The organism is Candidatus Binatia bacterium, from assembly GCA_036382395.1.
Taxonomy (GTDB): Bacteria; Desulfobacterota; Binatia; order HRBIN30; family HRBIN30; genus JAGDMS01.
The window spans coordinates 1-14,587 of record DASVHW010000458.1 but is presented as its reverse complement, the minus strand read 5'-3'; the positions used below and the strand labels follow the sequence as shown (position 1 = coordinate 14,587).

The 14,587-nt window shown below is 64.6% G+C and carries 12 protein-coding genes; 4 read left to right on the top strand and 8 right to left on the bottom strand.

Annotated features, from left to right (window positions below; genetic code table 11):
* On the top strand, positions 1–467 hold a 467-nt coding region (locus VF515_22745), incomplete at its 5' end, for an ATP-binding protein (GenBank protein HEX7410448.1).
* 69 nt (positions 468–536) lie between these two features.
* Positions 537–1,193 carry an HAD family phosphatase gene (locus VF515_22740; protein HEX7410447.1) on the top strand — a complete coding sequence of 219 codons (657 nt, stop codon included), beginning with the start codon at positions 537–539 and terminating at the stop codon, positions 1,191–1,193.
* A 123-nt stretch (positions 1,194–1,316) separates the two neighbouring features.
* On the opposite strand, the gene VF515_22735 is transcribed toward VF515_22740, so the two are convergent.
* From VF515_22735 to guaB, 6 genes are all read right to left on the bottom strand, one after another.
* Entirely contained in the window at positions 1,317–2,114 is a 798-nt protein-coding gene (locus tag VF515_22735) for an outer membrane lipoprotein-sorting protein (GenBank protein ID HEX7410446.1), read from the bottom strand.
* Positions 2,114–2,701: a CDP-alcohol phosphatidyltransferase family protein gene (locus tag VF515_22730; GenBank protein HEX7410445.1), complete on the bottom strand. Its 588-nt coding sequence runs from the start codon at positions 2,699–2,701 to the stop codon at positions 2,114–2,116. Before VF515_22730 ends, VF515_22735 begins: the two co-directional genes overlap by 1 nt.
* A 67-nt stretch (positions 2,702–2,768) precedes the next feature.
* The gene (gene hflX, locus VF515_22725) at positions 2,769–4,037 is read right to left on the bottom strand and encodes a GTPase HflX (GenBank protein HEX7410444.1); all 1,269 of its coding nucleotides are present in this window, start codon (positions 4,035–4,037) and stop codon (positions 2,769–2,771) included.
* A 92-nt stretch (positions 4,038–4,129) separates the two neighbouring features.
* Positions 4,130–7,618, bottom strand: a complete 3,489-nt coding sequence (dnaE, locus tag VF515_22720; GenBank protein ID HEX7410443.1) for a DNA polymerase III subunit alpha — start codon at positions 7,616–7,618, stop codon at positions 4,130–4,132.
* A 96-nt stretch (positions 7,619–7,714) separates the two neighbouring features.
* Positions 7,715–9,244: a glutamine-hydrolyzing GMP synthase gene (gene guaA, locus VF515_22715; protein HEX7410442.1), complete on the bottom strand. Its 1,530-nt coding sequence runs from the start codon at positions 9,242–9,244 to the stop codon at positions 7,715–7,717.
* 131 nt (positions 9,245–9,375) lie between these two features.
* Positions 9,376–10,845, bottom strand: a complete 1,470-nt coding sequence (gene guaB / locus VF515_22710) for an IMP dehydrogenase (protein HEX7410441.1) — start codon at positions 10,843–10,845, stop codon at positions 9,376–9,378.
* 329 nt (positions 10,846–11,174) lie between these two features.
* Here guaB and VF515_22705 point away from each other — a divergent pair, with 329 nt between their 5' ends.
* Entirely contained in the window at positions 11,175–11,696 is a 522-nt protein-coding gene (locus tag VF515_22705) for a gamma carbonic anhydrase family protein (GenBank protein ID HEX7410440.1), read from the top strand.
* Positions 11,697–11,710: 14 nt separating this feature from the next.
* Here the strand turns inward: VF515_22705 and der are convergent, their stop codons facing one another.
* Entirely contained in the window at positions 11,711–13,114 is a 1,404-nt protein-coding gene (gene der / locus VF515_22700) for a ribosome biogenesis GTPase Der (GenBank protein ID HEX7410439.1), read from the bottom strand.
* 4 nt (positions 13,115–13,118) lie between these two features.
* On the bottom strand, positions 13,119–14,036 hold the full coding sequence (era, locus tag VF515_22695) for a GTPase Era (GenBank protein HEX7410438.1): 918 nt from the start codon (positions 14,034–14,036) through the stop codon (positions 13,119–13,121).
* A 100-nt stretch (positions 14,037–14,136) separates the two neighbouring features.
* On the opposite strand from era, the gene VF515_22690 reads away from it, so the two are divergent.
* The coding region (locus tag VF515_22690; protein HEX7410437.1) for a hypothetical protein at positions 14,137–14,587 on the top strand (451 nt) is incomplete at its 3' end.

Below are 14,587 nucleotides of genomic sequence, written 5' to 3'. Positions count from 1 at the left end.
GAAGTATGGTCGTCAATCCCACAACTTGCGGTAAAGGGTTTAGTGTTGTGCTTTTAACGGTGACCGACGCCCGCATGCTGCGACTGATCATCAACGGGCTGTTGAGTAACGCCGCAAAATTCACCGAGGAAGGCGTCGTCGAGCTGCGCGCCGAGCGCAGCGGCGGGCACGTCGAGATTGCCGTCCGTGATTCGGGCATCGGTATCGCGCCCCAAGATGTTGCCCGCATCTTTCAAGCATTCCGCCAGCTCGATGGGTCACTCACCCGGCACTTCCCGGGAGTCGGATTGGGTCTAACATTGGCGCGCGAGTTGACCGCGGCGCTCGGGGGCACTCTGGGGGTCGACAGCGCGCCGCACCAAGGATCGACTTTTCGAGTCCGCCTGCCGCTCGTGGCACCCGCGGCTTCCCCGAGGCCAGCAGCCGCCAGCCCCGTTCGACCGCTGCGTTTACGCCTTGCGACCTGAGTTGCTGCCGCAGCCCTGATTCCCTTCCCTCTGGTCGCGCAGGGCGCGTGGTTGTGCGATAAAAGGACAATGATCGAAGCAGTGCTGTTCGACCTGGGTGGCGTGTTCACCGACTCGCCGTTCGAAGCGGTTCGCATGACGGGGGCTGAGCTGGGAATCGATCTCGACCTCGCCCTGCGGTTGGTGTTCGGGCCGTACGACCAGGATACGGACCACCCCTGGCACCGGCTGGAGCGTGGCGAGCTGTCGTTTCCCGCTGCCCGTCAGGAGCTGATCGCGCTGGCGGCGTCGCACGGGGTGTGTCTCGATCCGCTCGATATCCTTTCCCGCATGAGCGGCGGCACGGAGGCACGGGAGGTCGTCGTCGAGCGCGTCCGCTCGCTCCGTGTCGACGGCTATCGCACTGCCCTGCTGACTAATAACATCGCCGAGTTTCGCGATGCGTGGCGCGCGCTGCTGCCGGCTGACGAGCTCTTCGACGTCGTCGTCGACTCCAGCGAGGTCGGGCGGCGCAAGCCCGATCCGCGGTTCTACCAGCTCGCACTCGAGCGTCTGGGGAATGTCGCCCCGGAACATTGCGTCTTTCTCGACGACTTCGAGGGCAACGTTGCCGCCGCGACGGCGCTCGGCATGCGGGGGATACTCGTCGGCCTGGATCGCCAAACGGCTCTGGCCCAGCTCGACGCCATCCTCGCCGAGGGTCGCGCCGGTTGCGGCCCGTCGTAGTCTCTCATTCGCAATACAATAAATGAGGTGTTCGCAAGAGCGCCGCGATGCCGCTGAGATTCATCTTCCGCCTCTCTGCGTTGTTTCAAGTCAGCCGAGCGCCGAAGACATCCTTCAACACCGTCACAGCCCGTGCTCCAAGGCGCGCTGGGTGAACCGGTCGTCGCTCTGCGCCGTGTCGTACTTGACCTCGCTGAAGTCCACCACGGTGTGGCTGCCCCCCTGCGTGTTCTGCATCTCCATGTGGAAGGCGGTCGGGATCTCCCCGATCTTGCGGATGTCACTCAATGCCAGCACTTTCTCCAGCCGGGCCGACTTGTCGTACATCTCGAACTTCAACGTGACCAGATCGTCCGCCGTGACCCAGTCGAGAATCTTGCTGTAGTTGAGGTCTTTGCCCGTGGGCGTGTACTCGAGGACGTGGCAGAGGTGACCGTCCACGGTCTCGTCACGCAGCAGGCTGGTGCGCGCGTCGGCGTCGGTCCAGTCGGTGATCTCGCTGATGATGGCGAGATCATCGTAGCTGAAGTCGGTACCGACAAAGCTCTCGTGCTTGGCTCCCGCGCTGATCTGCCGGACACGTTTCAGCTCCGGCAAATAGAGCCACTGCTCGTCCTTGGCGTGCGAGTCGCCCCATTGGAGGAGGCCGACACCTTTCACCTCCGGTGGCGACTCGAAGAAGAGAATGGTGCGGTTCCGATCGTCCGGATACTTCTTCATGAAAATGACGAGGTCGCGCGTCCGCTCACCGCCGCGTCGATCGACGATGCGCAGCTTCAACCGTTGCTCGCGGTCGCCCCACTTGCGCGTCGTCTGTGCGAGCTGGCGTACTTGGCTCACCACCTGACTCGCCGTGACCTCGCCACAGGCCGGCGACACGACACTCATTGCGAGGGCGGTCAGGAGCAGTCTTCTCACCATCAGGCCGTTTCCCTTCCCCGCTTGGATGCTTCGGTCACGCTCACTGTCCCTTGTCGCTGATACCACAGCAAGCCGCTGTAGACATAGTGCACGCCCGAAATGGTGATGGTGGCCGCGGTGAGGTACCACGTGACCAGGTTGACACGCGCCATCGGAATGTCGGGTCGCGCCAAGGTCAGCAGCGCAAAGCCGATCACCGTCATCTCCAGAAAAGTGTTCAGCTTACTGACCGGCGTCGGATTCAACTCCATCGGCGTGCTGACAAAGTAGATGGCGAGATAGCCGGTGAGTATGACCACGTCCCGCGTCAGCACCAGAATCATGAGCCACGCCGGAATGACCCCGACCCACGTCAGGACCACGAACGAGCTGATCAGCAGCAGCTTGTCCGCCAACGGATCCAAGGTGGCACCGAGCGCACTCTTGCTATCGGTCAACCGCGCAATCACCCCATCGATGGTGTCGGTGATCCCCGCCGCGACAAACAGCACCATCCCTGCCGCATAGTGGTGGTCGTTGACCAGGATGAGAAAGACCGGGATGGCGATGATCCGCAGCAGGGTGAGGAAGTTCGGCAACGTCAGCATCGTGAGGCCCACCCTCGCATCGCGCGCTTTGCCGAACCGGGGGCCCGGCGGACAGCCACAAGCCGTGTCATTCCGGCAGGCTTTGACCCATTTGTCCGCCGGCTGTCAACTGCTGCCGGCCGACGGCTTTGCGCACCTGGCCGGCCAGCTTCGGCGGCACCAGCGCCGTCACCTCCACTTGGCCGTCCTCGTACTCCTCACGCAACACCGTGCCGCCCTGGTGCAGGCGCGCCACCAAGTCACCACGCGTGGCGGGAATACGGATGTGCAAGCGCTCCCGCCCGGCCTGCAATGCCCCGTCAATGGCCTGCAACAGCTCGGCGACGCCGTCGCCGGAGCGCGCCGAGATGGGGCAGCTCGCCAGCTCGCTGCCAAACGGCCGGTGCCCTGGAGGCAGCACATCGATCTTGTTGAGGACCGTGATGCGGGGCGTCTTGCCCGCCCCGAGTTCGCCCAGCACCTGTTCCACCACCCGCGTCTGTTCCACCGCGTGCTCGCTGCTGGCGTCGACGACGTGCAGCAAGAGGTCCGCGGTACGCACCTCTTCCAGCGTGCTCTTGAAGGCGTCGACGAAGCCGTGCGGCAGCTTGTTGATGAATCCCACCGTGTCGATCAACAGCGCCACGGCGCCGCTCGGCAGGTTCAGCCGGCGCACGGTGGGATCGAGGGTGGCGAACAGCTTGTCCTCCACCAACACACCGGCGGCTGTGAGGCGGTTCATCAGGGTCGATTTGCCCGAGTTGGTGTAGCCGACCAGCGCCACCATCGCATACGGCACCTGGGCGCGGCTTTCCCGGTGCAGGCGACGCGTGCGCGCGACTTCGCCCAGGCGACGGCGCAGTGCGGCGATGCGCTCGCGCACACGGCGGCGGTCGACCTCCAACTGCGTCTCACCCGGACCGCGTGTCCCGACACCGCCGCCCAGACGCGACAGATGCTGCCACTGCCGCGTCAGGCGGGGGAGCAGGTACTGCAGCTGCGCCAGCTCCACCTGCAGCTTGCCCGCGAGGCTGTGGGCGCGCTGCGCGAAGATGTCGAGGATGAGCTGGCTGCGGTCGACCACCTTGACACGCAGGGCGCTCTCCAGATTGCGCTGCTGCGCCGGAGACAGGGCATCGTCGAACATCGTGACGTTGGCGCCGCGCTCCTCGATCAACTGGCGAACTTCTTCGACCTTGCCCGATCCGATGAAGGTTGCGGGGTGAATGCGGCGCAGCGTCTGGAGCGCCTTCGCCATCACGGTGACGCCGGCGGTCCCAGCCAACCGCTCCAACTCGGCGAGAGATTCCTCGCCGCTGAGCAGGCTGTCGCCCGCACGTATGGTGCCGACCAGCACGGCGCGCTCGGTGAGCGTCTTGTCGCCGCTATACGTATGCGCGGGCTGCTGCGCCTGTGACCCGCGGCGTCGCCTGCCGCGTTCGTTGGACTCTACAGGAATGAAGTCACCCCATCGCCGAACAAGCGATCCACGTCTTCCAGCATGCGCTCGGTCGGTGCGACTTTCAACTCAGCCGGCAACGCGATCACGGTTTCCGTCCGGTTGGGCAGCAGCAGATGGAGGAAGGCGCTGCACGGACCGTGGTGCTGTGTCAGCGTCTGGCGCAGCGTGCGGAGGCGCTCGTCGCTGAGACGCTCGGCCTGCAACGCAAAATGCACTTCCTTGGCTGCCTTTTCGCGCGCCTCCAGCAACACCGATACCTCGTCGGCGATGACCTGACAGCGCTCCTCGCTGAGCTCGAGCGTGCCAGTCACAAACACCGGCTCGTCGGAATGGATGGCGCTCTCGCACCGCCGGTACGTCTCCGGCCACGCAATCACCTCGACCATTCCCCACTGGTCTTCCAGGCTGAGGGTGGCGTAGCGGTCGCCTTTGCGGCTGTTCTTCAGCTTGCGCGTGAGGATGACGCCGCCGAGCTTGACCTTTTCCTGGTGCGCGCGGCTGCGCAGATTGGCGGTGGTGGCGTCGGCGAAGCGCTTCAGGTCGCGGACGTACTTGTCGAGCGGGTGTCCGGTGATGAAGAAGCCGATGGCATCACGCTCGGCACGCAGGCGCTCTTTCATCTCCCACTCGGGCACGTCCGGCAGCGGCGGCGGCTGCGCGGCCGTCACCTTGATGCTGCCGGGCGCAAACAGCCCCATCTGGTTCAGTTCCTCGACGCGAGGCCCCTGCCCCGCCCATTGGCAGGTTCGGTCCAGCCCTTCCAGCAGACGCCGGCGCGGCTCGCCGCTGAAATCGAAGGCGCCGCACTTGATCAGGCTTTCCATCACCCGCTTGTTCACCTGCTGAGTCTGGACCCGCTTACAGAAATCGGCCAGCGAGGTGAATGCGCCCTCCTCGCGCGCGGCGATGATGCCTTCCACGGCTTTCGAGCCGACACCGCGGACGGCGCCCAAGCCGAAACGGATCGGCCGCCGGCCGTCTTCACGCGGCTGGCCCACGGTAAAGTCCTCGCGGCTCTCGTTCACGTCCGGAGGCAGAATGGCGATACCGCGCTCGCGACATTCGGCGATGTTCTTGTAGGTCTTGTCCGTATCGCCCATCTCGAGCGTCAGCAGGCCGGCCATGAACTCTTCCGGGAAATGTGCTTTCAGGTACGCCGTCTGGTACGAGATGAGCGCGTAGGCCGCCGAGTGCGATTTGTTGAAGCCGTAGGCGGCAAAGGTTTCCATTTGCTCGAAGATCTCGCGCGCCAGCTTCTCCGCCACCTGGCGCGCGACGGCGCCCTTGATGAAGCGCTCCTTCTCGCGCTCCATCTCGGCCTTTTTCTTCTTCCCCATGGCACGGCGCAGGTTGTCGGCGTCGCCCAGCGAGTAGCCTGCCAGCACCTGCGCGATCTGCATGACCTGTTCCTGGTAGACGATGACGGCGTAGGTGTCGCGCAGGATCGGTTCGAGCGCCGGGTGCAAGTACTTGATCGGCTCCTTGCCGTCCTTACGCTTGATGAACTGCTCCACCATGCCGCTGTCGAGCGGTCCGGGCCGGAACAATGCCAACACGGCAATGAGATCTTCAAACATCGTCGGCCGCAGTTGGGTGAGCAGCTTGCGCATCCCGCCGCTCTCCAGCTGAAAGACGCCGACGGTGTCGCCTTTCGCGGTCAGCTTGTAGGTGGCGCGGTCATCGAGTGGCAGGGTGCTGAAATCGACGCTGACACCGCGATTCTCACGCACACGGCGCACCACCTTGTCGATCATGGTGAGCGTCTTGAGCCCGAGGAAGTCGAACTTGATCAATCCGATCGCATCGACGTCGCTGTACGGGTACTGCGTCATCACCGCGCCGTCTTTGTCCATGAACAGCGGCAGGCTTTCGATGAGCGGGCCGGCGCCGATGACGATGCCGGCGGCGTGCTTGGAGGCGTGCCGCAGCAACCCCTCGAGGCGCTCGGCGTAGGCGAACAGCTGCTCCTCGCGCTCGCCGCGATTGCGCAGCTCCTGCAGCCGGGGCTCCATCTTGAAGGCCTGCGCCAGCGGAAAGTCCTTGCCCTGCTTCGGGGCGGGGTAGAGCTTGGCCATGCGGTCGGTTTCGGCAAAGGGAAAATCGAGGACCCGGCCGACGTCCTTGATGGCTTGCTTCCCCTTCAGGGTTCCGAAGGTGATGATCTGCGCCACACGGTCGTCGCCGTACTTCTGGCGCACGTACTGGATGACCTCCTCGCGGCGTTCGAAGCAGAAGTCCATGTCGATATCGGGCATCGACTTGCGTTCCGGGTTCAAGAAGCGCTCGAACAGCAGGTGGTACGGGATCGGATCGATGTCGGTGATGCCGAGCCCATACGCTACCAGACTGCCGGCGGCCGAGCCTCGCCCCGGACCGACCGGGATTCCCTGGCGTTTGGCATAGTTAGTGAAGTCGGCAACGATCAGGAAGTAGCCGGCAAACCCCATTTCCTTGATGATCTTGAGTTCCACGTCGAAGCGATCGCGATAGAGACGCTCGCGCTCGGCGTCCCACCCTTCCTGGGCCCGCAAGCGGACCAGCCTTTGGGCGAGGCCTTCGCGCGCCACGCTATCGAGGTGGTCCTCGAGACTCTCCGCATTCGGCGTGGCGAAGACGGGGAACTGGTACTTGCCGAAGGTCAGCTCGAAGTTGCAGCGCTGGGAGATCGCCAGCGTGTTGCTGACGGCCTCCGGGCAGTGGGCGAAGGCCGCACGCATCTCCTCCGGCTGCTTCACGTAGAGCTGATCGGTTTCGAAGCGCCAGCGCTTCTCGTCGTTGAACGTCTTGCCCGTCTGGATGCAGAGCAGCACCTCGTGGGCCTTGGCATCGGCGGGCTGAAGATAGTGGCAGTCATTGGTGGCGACGAGCGGCAGACTCAGCTCCTGCGCCAGGCGGATGAGTTCCACGTTGGCGCGTTCCTGCTGCGGCAAGTGGTTGTCTTGCACCTCGATGTAGTAGCGGTCGTCGAAGAGGGTGCGGTATTCCTCCATCACGGCGCGGGCGCGATCGATGCTGCCGGCGGCGATCGCCTGGTTCACCTCGCTGGCCAGGCAACCGGACAAGGCGATGAGGCCGCCGTTGTACTGGCGCAGCAACTCCTTGTCGATCCGGGGTTTGTAGTAGAAGCCTTCGGTGTAGCCCAGGGTCACCAGGCGGCAGAGATTGCGATAGCCTTCCTGGTTCATGGCCAGCAGGATGAGGTGATGATTGCCGCCGGCTTCAAAGTCGTCGGCGCGGCCGCCGCCCTTGTCCTTGCGGCTCTTCGGGGCGACGTACACTTCACAGCCGAGGATCGGCTTGACGCCCTCGCCCACGGCCTTCTGGTAGAACTCGACGGCGCCGAACATGTTGCCGTGATCGGTAATGGCCACCGCCGGCATGCCCGCCGCCTTGACTGCGGCGATCAACGCCTCGGTCTTGTTCGCTCCATCGAGCAGCGAATACTTCGTGTGGACGTGCAGATGAACGAACGACATTGCCCCTCAACCCCTACCCAACCTAGGGTTCAAGGGAGTCTTCCCCTCGAACCCTTGAACCCTCGATCCCTAGAACCCTTCTTTTCCGTCTTCCCCTCACTCCCACTCGATGGTCGCCGGGGGCTTCGATGAAATATCATAGACGACGCGATTCACGCCACCGACTTCGTTGATCAGACGGCTCGACAGGCGGGCCAGCAGGTCGGCAGGCAGGCGGGCCCAGTCTGCGGTCATGCCGTCGACGCTTTCCACGGCGCGGATGGCGATGACGTTGTCGTAGGTGCGCGCATCGCCCATGACCCCCACCGTCCGTACCGGCAGCAGCACCGCGAAGGCTTGCCACAGCCGATCGTACAAACCGGCGGCGCGGATCTCTTCGTCGACGATGGCTTCGGCCGCTTGCAGCACGGCAACACGTTCGGCCGTAACCTCGCCGAGCACGCGAATGGCCAGCCCCGGTCCGGGAAAGGGATGCCGGCCGACGATGGTTGCCGGGATGCCGAGCACCTCTCCCAACTGCCGCACCTCATCCTTGAACAGCTCGCGCAGCGGCTCGATCAATTTGAGATGCATGCGCTCAGGCAGGCCGCCGACATTGTGATGGCTCTTGATGGTCGCCGACGGTCCTTTGAACGACACCGATTCGATGACGTCGGGATACAGCGTGCCCTGGGCCAGGAACGTGACGTTGGGCAGCGCCCGCGCTTCTTCTTCGAACACCTCGATGAAGGTGACGCCGATGATCCGCCGTTTCCGCTCCGGGTCCTCGACACCCTTGAGCCGCTCCAAGAAGCGCGCTCCCGCCGCCACCATCTTGATGCGGAAATGGAAACTCCGCCGCAGAAACCCCATCACCCGCTGCGCCTCGTCCAGCCGCAACACGCCGTTATCCACGAAGATGCAGGTGAGCTGGTCGCCGATGGCGCGGTGCACCAGGGCGGCGGTCACGGTGGAGTCGACGCCGCCACTCAGCCCGCAGACCACGCCGGCGCCACCGACGCGTTCGCGCATGCGCGCGCTTTCGCGTTCGACGAAGTTCTCCATCGTCCAATCGGCCGTGGCGCGGCACACGCGGAACAGAAAGTTGGCCAGCACCTCCTTGCCGCGAGGCGTGTGGGCGACCTCGGGGTGAAACTGGACACCGAACAGGCGGCGGTCGGCGTCGGCGAAGGCCGCGATCGGCGAGTTGGCGCTGTGCGCCAGCACCTGCCAGCCGCGGGGCATGCGTGCCATCTTGTCGCCGTGGCTCATCCACACCGGTGTCGCGCCGCTGTCGAGTCCGGCGAGCAGATCACGGGTGTCGTCGACGATCAGATCGGCCCGGCCGTATTCGCGCCGCGGCGCGCGCGCCACCTCACCGCCAGCAAACAGGGTCAGCACGCCCATGCCGTAACAAATCCCAAGCACGGGCACGCCCAGCTCGGTAACGCCGCGGTCGGGAAGCGGAGCGTTGTCTTCATACACACTGGCGGGGCCGCCGGAGAGGATGATGCCCTCCGGCTGCATCGCTTTGATCTTGTCCAGGGCCAAGGAATACGGATGGATCTCGCAGTACACCCGCGCCTCACGCACGCGCCGGGCGATGAGCTGGGTGTACTGCCCGCCGAAGTCGAGGATGAGGATCATGGGTGAGCGGGCAGCGATCAGCTGTCAGCTTTCAGCTCAGAGACAAGATTCCGGCCGCAAACACCGCTGCATGAAGTCATTCCCACATCCTCCCCTTCCGATTCATAGCTGATGGCTCAACGCTGACCGCTTCATTCTCTTCGGTAATTCGGCGGCTCTTTCGTCATGAAGACATCGTGCACGTGGCTTTCCTCCAACGAGGCGGTCGATACGCGCACGAAGCGCGCCTTTTCATGCAACTCGGTGATGGTACGGCAGCCGCAGTACCCCATACCGGCCTTGAGGCCGCCCACCAGTTGGGTGGCGATGAAGGAGAGTGGGCCTTTGTGTGGCACGCGGCCTTCGATGCCTTCGGGCACGAGCTTCATCTGTTCCCATTCGTCGTCCTGCATGTAGCGGTTGCGGCTGCCTTCGCGCTCGCGCATGGCTTCGAGCGAACCCATGCCGCGATAGAGCTTGTACGTACGGCCCTGGTACAGGATGGTCTCTCCCGGGCTCTCCTCGGTGCCGGCAAACAAACCGCCGATCATCACCAGGTGCGCACCGGCCGCCAGCGCCTTGGTGATGTCGCCCGAGTACTTGATGCCGCCGTCGGCGATGACCGGTATGCCGAAGTCACGGGCCACCTTGGCGCAGTCCGCAATCGCCGTCAGTTGCGGCACGCCGACGCCGGAGATGACCCGGGTCGTACAGATCGACGCCGGACCCATGCCGACCTTGATGGCATCCGCACCGGCACGGGCCAGGGCGCGCGCCCCGTCCTCGGTGGCGACGTTGCCGGCGATGATTTCCACGGTGGGATGGTTGCGTTTGATTTCCTGCAGGGTCTCGATGACGTTGGCCGTATGCCCGTGCGCCGTGTCGATGACCAGCGCGTCGGCGCCGGCGCGCACCAGCGCGTTGACACGTTCCAGCCGGTCGTCGCCCGTGCCCACGGCGGCGGCCACCCGCAGGCGGCCGAGATGATCTTTGCAGGCGTGGGGAAACTGCGCCGCCTTTTGGATGTCCTTGACCGTGATGAGTCCCTTGAGATGACTTTCACCGTCCACGATGAGCAGTTTCTCGATGCGGTTGGCGTGCAGGATTTCCTTGGCTTCCTCCAGGCCGATGCCGGGCCGGCCGGTGATGAGGTTCTCGCACGTCATGACCTCGCGCACCTTGCGATCCAGGCGTTTTTCGAAGCGCAGGTCCCGGTTCGTCAGAATGCCCACCAGCTTCCCGGCCTGGGTGACCGGCAGTCCGGAGATATGGTAGCGGCGCATGATCTCGAGGGCGTCGACGATGCGTTGATCCGGATCCACGGTCACCGGATCGAGGATCATGCCGCTCTCGGACTTCTTCACCTTCTCGACTTCCAGGGCTTGCTCCTCGATGGACAAATTCCGGTGGATGGCGCCAATGCCGCCTGCCTGCGCCATGGCGATGGCGGTGCGCGATTCCGTCACCGTATCCATGGCGGCGCTGATCAGCGGAACGTTCAGCTTGATCTGGCGCGTCAGTTGGGTACTGCAGTCGGCCTCGCGCGGCAAGAAATCCGATTGCGCCGGCAGCAGCAACACATCGTCAAAGGTCAGGCCTTCGGGCAGATCATTGCTGAACATCACACCGTCCTCCGGTCGCCATTTCTTCTCTCCACAGGCGCGCAAGCCCACCGGCTGAAGCGCGAGTGGGCCTGCGAAACCAGGTCGAAACAGGGGTTCTCAGAAGCATGGATTCTACTAGCAAAGCGCTACCGGTTTGGCAAGAAGTCTTCCGGGCCTACTACATGTTGTGGAGGAAGGCCGAACAGCGCCGCGGGACAAACCACCAACAGAAAACCCGAAATGCGAAACCGGCGCCCGGAGAGAGATGACTTTCTCTTTTCACCTTGCCGTTGCCGTTTGTTTTTTACCTATTTGAGGGCCGCCGGAAATTTCGCTACCGTCCTCCCATGTTGATTCCGTACAAGGGCCGTCTCCCGCAGGTGGATCCGAGCGCCTACGTCAACCCGAGCGCGCAGGTCATTGGCGATGTCGAGATCGGGGCGCAAGCCAGCGTGTGGTTCAACGTCGTCATTCGCGGCGACGTGTACCACATCCGCATCGGGGCGCGGACCAACATTCAGGACAACTCCACCGTCCACGTTACCCGCGGCCGCTGGGGAACATTTATCGGAGACGACGTCACCGTAGCCCACGGAGTCATCCTGCACGGCTGTCGTATCGCCGATCGCTGCCTCATCGGCATGGGCGCCATCGTCATGGACGGCGTCGAGATCGAAGAGGACTGCTTGGTTGCCGCCGGCTCGCTGGTGGCGCCAGGCACGAAGATTCCTCGGGGGCACATGGTCATGGGCAGCCCGGCTAAAGTCTCACGCCCGCTGCGGCCGGAGGAACTGGCGCAACTGCAATCGTCGGCGGCGCAGTACGTCGAATACGCCGCCAGCTACCGCCTGCAGGAAGAAAAGTGCTGAGTCCTGAGTCTGGCTCAGGCCCGGGGTTTGGACTTCGGGCCTTGGTCTTTAGCTCTCGGCCGGCGCCGGAGGTGCAAGCGCACCGGCGTGCCTTGCAGGTCGAAAGCCGATCGAAAGGCGTTGATCAGGTAGCGCTCGTATGTGGGCGGCACCAGCTCCGGAGCACTGGTGAAGATGGTGATCGTCGGCGGCGCGATGCCGGTCTGCGCGGCATAGAAGAACCGCGGCCGTTTGCCGTGCACGCTCGGCGGCGCCTGGGCGCGGGTGACCTCGCCGAGCAGTTCGTTGAGCCGCACGGTGCGCATTTCCCGCCGGTGCGCGGCCACCAGCTTCTTCAGCGCCGGGAACAGATCATTGACGCCCGCTCCGGTGAGCGCGGAGAGGAAGACCACTGGCACCTCACCCAGCGTCGGGTACTGGTCTCGCAGCAAGGCAAGGACCCGTGCGCCTTTGCGCTCGGCACGCGGCACGGCATCCCACTTGTTCACCACAAACAGCAAGCCACGCCCGCGTTCCCAGGCGTATCCGGCGATGCGCGCATCCTGCTCGGTCATCCCCTCGACGGCATCGATGACCACAACCGCGACCTCGGCGCGATCGAGGGCACGCAGCGCGCGCGCCGCGCTGGCCCGTTCCACCTGCTCGTACACGCGCGGGCGGCGGCGGATCCCGGCGGTGTCGACCAATATGTACGGCTGGTCGCCGGCGCAAAAGGCGGTGTCGATGGCGTCGCGCGTGGTGCCCGGGGTGGCGTCGACGATGGCCCGTTCGAAGCCGAGGATACAGTTGAGCAGCGAGGACTTGCCGACGTTCGGCCGGCCCACGATCGCCAGGTTCACGGCGCCCCGCGCTGCCGGCGCCGCGGCCGCGGCCGGTTCTTGGAGCTGCTCCAGCACATGATCCATCAGATCGGTGATGCCGCGCCCGTGCGCCACGGAGATGGGGAATACCAACGGCAGGCCGAGGGCGAAGAAGTCCGCCGCTTGGTCATCGTGCCCCGGCGTGTCGAGCTTGTTGATGGCGTAGAACACAGGGGTGCGCAGCGGGCGCAGGCGCTCGACCAGATCGCGGTCCAACGGACTCAAGCCGGCGCGCCCGTCGAGCAGAACGATCACGGCGTCGGCTTCTTCCGCCGCCCGCAGGCTCTGCGTCCGCACCGCCGCCGCCAGCGATGAGCCTTCCTTCTCTTCGAAGCCGCCGGTGTCCACGAGGAGAAATTTCCTTCCGCCCCAGTCCGCGGTGGCGATGTTGCGGTCCCGCGTCACCCCGGGCCGGCTGTCGACAATGGCCCGCTGCGTATGCACCAAACGGTTGAACAACGTCGACTTGCCGGCGTTGGGCGGTCCGACGATGGCGACCACCGGGAGGCGCGGGCTCGTCGCTTCCGACGCTTCAGGACTGAGGGCTTCGGCGTTCATGCGGTCACACCCCGAATTCCTTCAGCAAGGCTTCGCGTTTGGTCCACCCTTCCTGCACGCGGACGAACAGTTCCAGGTACACGCGGCGGTCGAGCATCTGCTCCAACTCCAGCCGCGCCGCGCGGCCGATTTCTTTGATGCGCCGGCCACCCGCGCCGATCAGTATCCCCTTTTGGGAATTGCGCTCGACGTGGATGGTGGCCGAGATCACGGCGACATTGGGCTTGTCTTCGAACTGATCGATGCTGACGGCAACCGCATACGGCACCTCCGCCTCTGTTTGCAGGAGCACTTTCTCGCGGATGACTTCCTGCGCCAGCATGCGCTCCGTCTGATCGGTGAACGCTTCCGGGTCGTAATACCGTGGCCCTTCGGGGAGCAAGCGCACGATCAGCGCGATGAGCTCGTCGAAATTGGTTTTGCGCAGCGCGCTGACGGGGATGACGTCCCGCCCCGGCAATATCCGATCGAGTTCCGCCATCAAGGGCAACAGGGCGTTGCGTGGGAGGCGATCGATCTTGTTCAGCACCACGCACGTCTGCGCCTTACCCGCCTGGAGCCGCTCGGCGACCTTGCGGTCCGGCACGGTGATCCCTGCCGCGGCATCCACCACCCACAGGCGCAGGTCCGCCTCGTCCGCCGCCCGTTCCGCCACTTCCACCATGCGGCGGTTGATCAAGTTGCGCGGCCGATGCAAACCGGGCGTGTCGATGAAGATGATCTGGGCCTGCGGCGAAGTCATGATGCCCATGACGCGGCTGCGCGTGGTCTGCGGCTTCGGCGTGACGATAGCCACCTTCTGACCGAGCAACTGATTCAGCAGCGTCGATTTGCCAACGTTCGGGCGACCGATGATGGCGACGAAGCCGGACCGATGATCCGCCGCGGGCATCTCGGCGGTAGCGGACCGCGGAGTTTCCATACCTATTGGATAGCAAGGGAACTGCACGGGTCTCAAGGCTTGTCGCAATTCGCTCGCTTCTGCCCAGTCACTTGGTGTAGAACAACCTTGGATCCCGCTCATGGACAGTACTCGCGATGCATCGACCCCTTCGCCGCCGCCGAAGCAGGGTCTGGGGAAGGTTCTCAACGCCGCGCTGATGGTCGGCGCCGTCTCCGCCACCCTGGTCGCCGTCGGCATCGTGGTGGCATTATTCTCATGGCTGCATGCTCTCCCGGCCAAGGATGCCCAGGAGGTCTCTTCCCGTAACGTGCCGCAACACGCGCTACCGGTACCGGCGGCACCAGCCGCGGCGCAACCGGCAGCGCAACCGGCGGCGCCGCGGGCAGCGCCCGTAGCGGCCGTGGCCCCCCGCGGGCCCGCGGTCGCACGAGCCGATCGACCGGTGCAACCAGCGCCCACCCCACCGACCCAGGCGGAGCCAGTCGGGACACCACCTGTCATACAACAGGAAATGCACAACCCCGAACGTGACGTGGGACTCAATCGCGGTGTGGCCAGAGCCCTGTCCG

What these genes read in the sequence shown, in the direction of transcription:
- VF515_22740 (HEX7410447.1), top strand. Translation starts at nt 537, where the DNA reads ATGATCGAAGCAGTGCTGTTCGACCTGGGTGGCGTGTTCACCGACTCG.
- VF515_22735 (HEX7410446.1), bottom strand. Translation starts at nt 2,114, where the DNA reads ATGGTGAGAAGACTGCTCCTGACCGCCCTCGCAATGAGTGTCGTGTCG.
- VF515_22730 (HEX7410445.1), bottom strand. Translation starts at nt 2,701, where the DNA reads ATGCTGACGTTGCCGAACTTCCTCACCCTGCTGCGGATCATCGCCATC.
- dnaE (HEX7410443.1), bottom strand. Translation starts at nt 7,618, where the DNA reads ATGTCGTTCGTTCATCTGCACGTCCACACGAAGTATTCGCTGCTCGAT.
- guaA (HEX7410442.1), bottom strand. Translation starts at nt 9,244, where the DNA reads ATGATCCTCATCCTCGACTTCGGCGGGCAGTACACCCAGCTCATCGCC.
- guaB (HEX7410441.1), bottom strand. Translation starts at nt 10,845, where the DNA reads ATGTTCAGCAATGATCTGCCCGAAGGCCTGACCTTTGACGATGTGTTG.
- VF515_22705 (HEX7410440.1), top strand. Translation starts at nt 11,175, where the DNA reads ATGTTGATTCCGTACAAGGGCCGTCTCCCGCAGGTGGATCCGAGCGCC.
- der (HEX7410439.1), bottom strand. Translation starts at nt 13,114, where the DNA reads ATGAACGCCGAAGCCCTCAGTCCTGAAGCGTCGGAAGCGACGAGCCCG.
- era (HEX7410438.1), bottom strand. Translation starts at nt 14,036, where the DNA reads ATGGAAACTCCGCGGTCCGCTACCGCCGAGATGCCCGCGGCGGATCAT.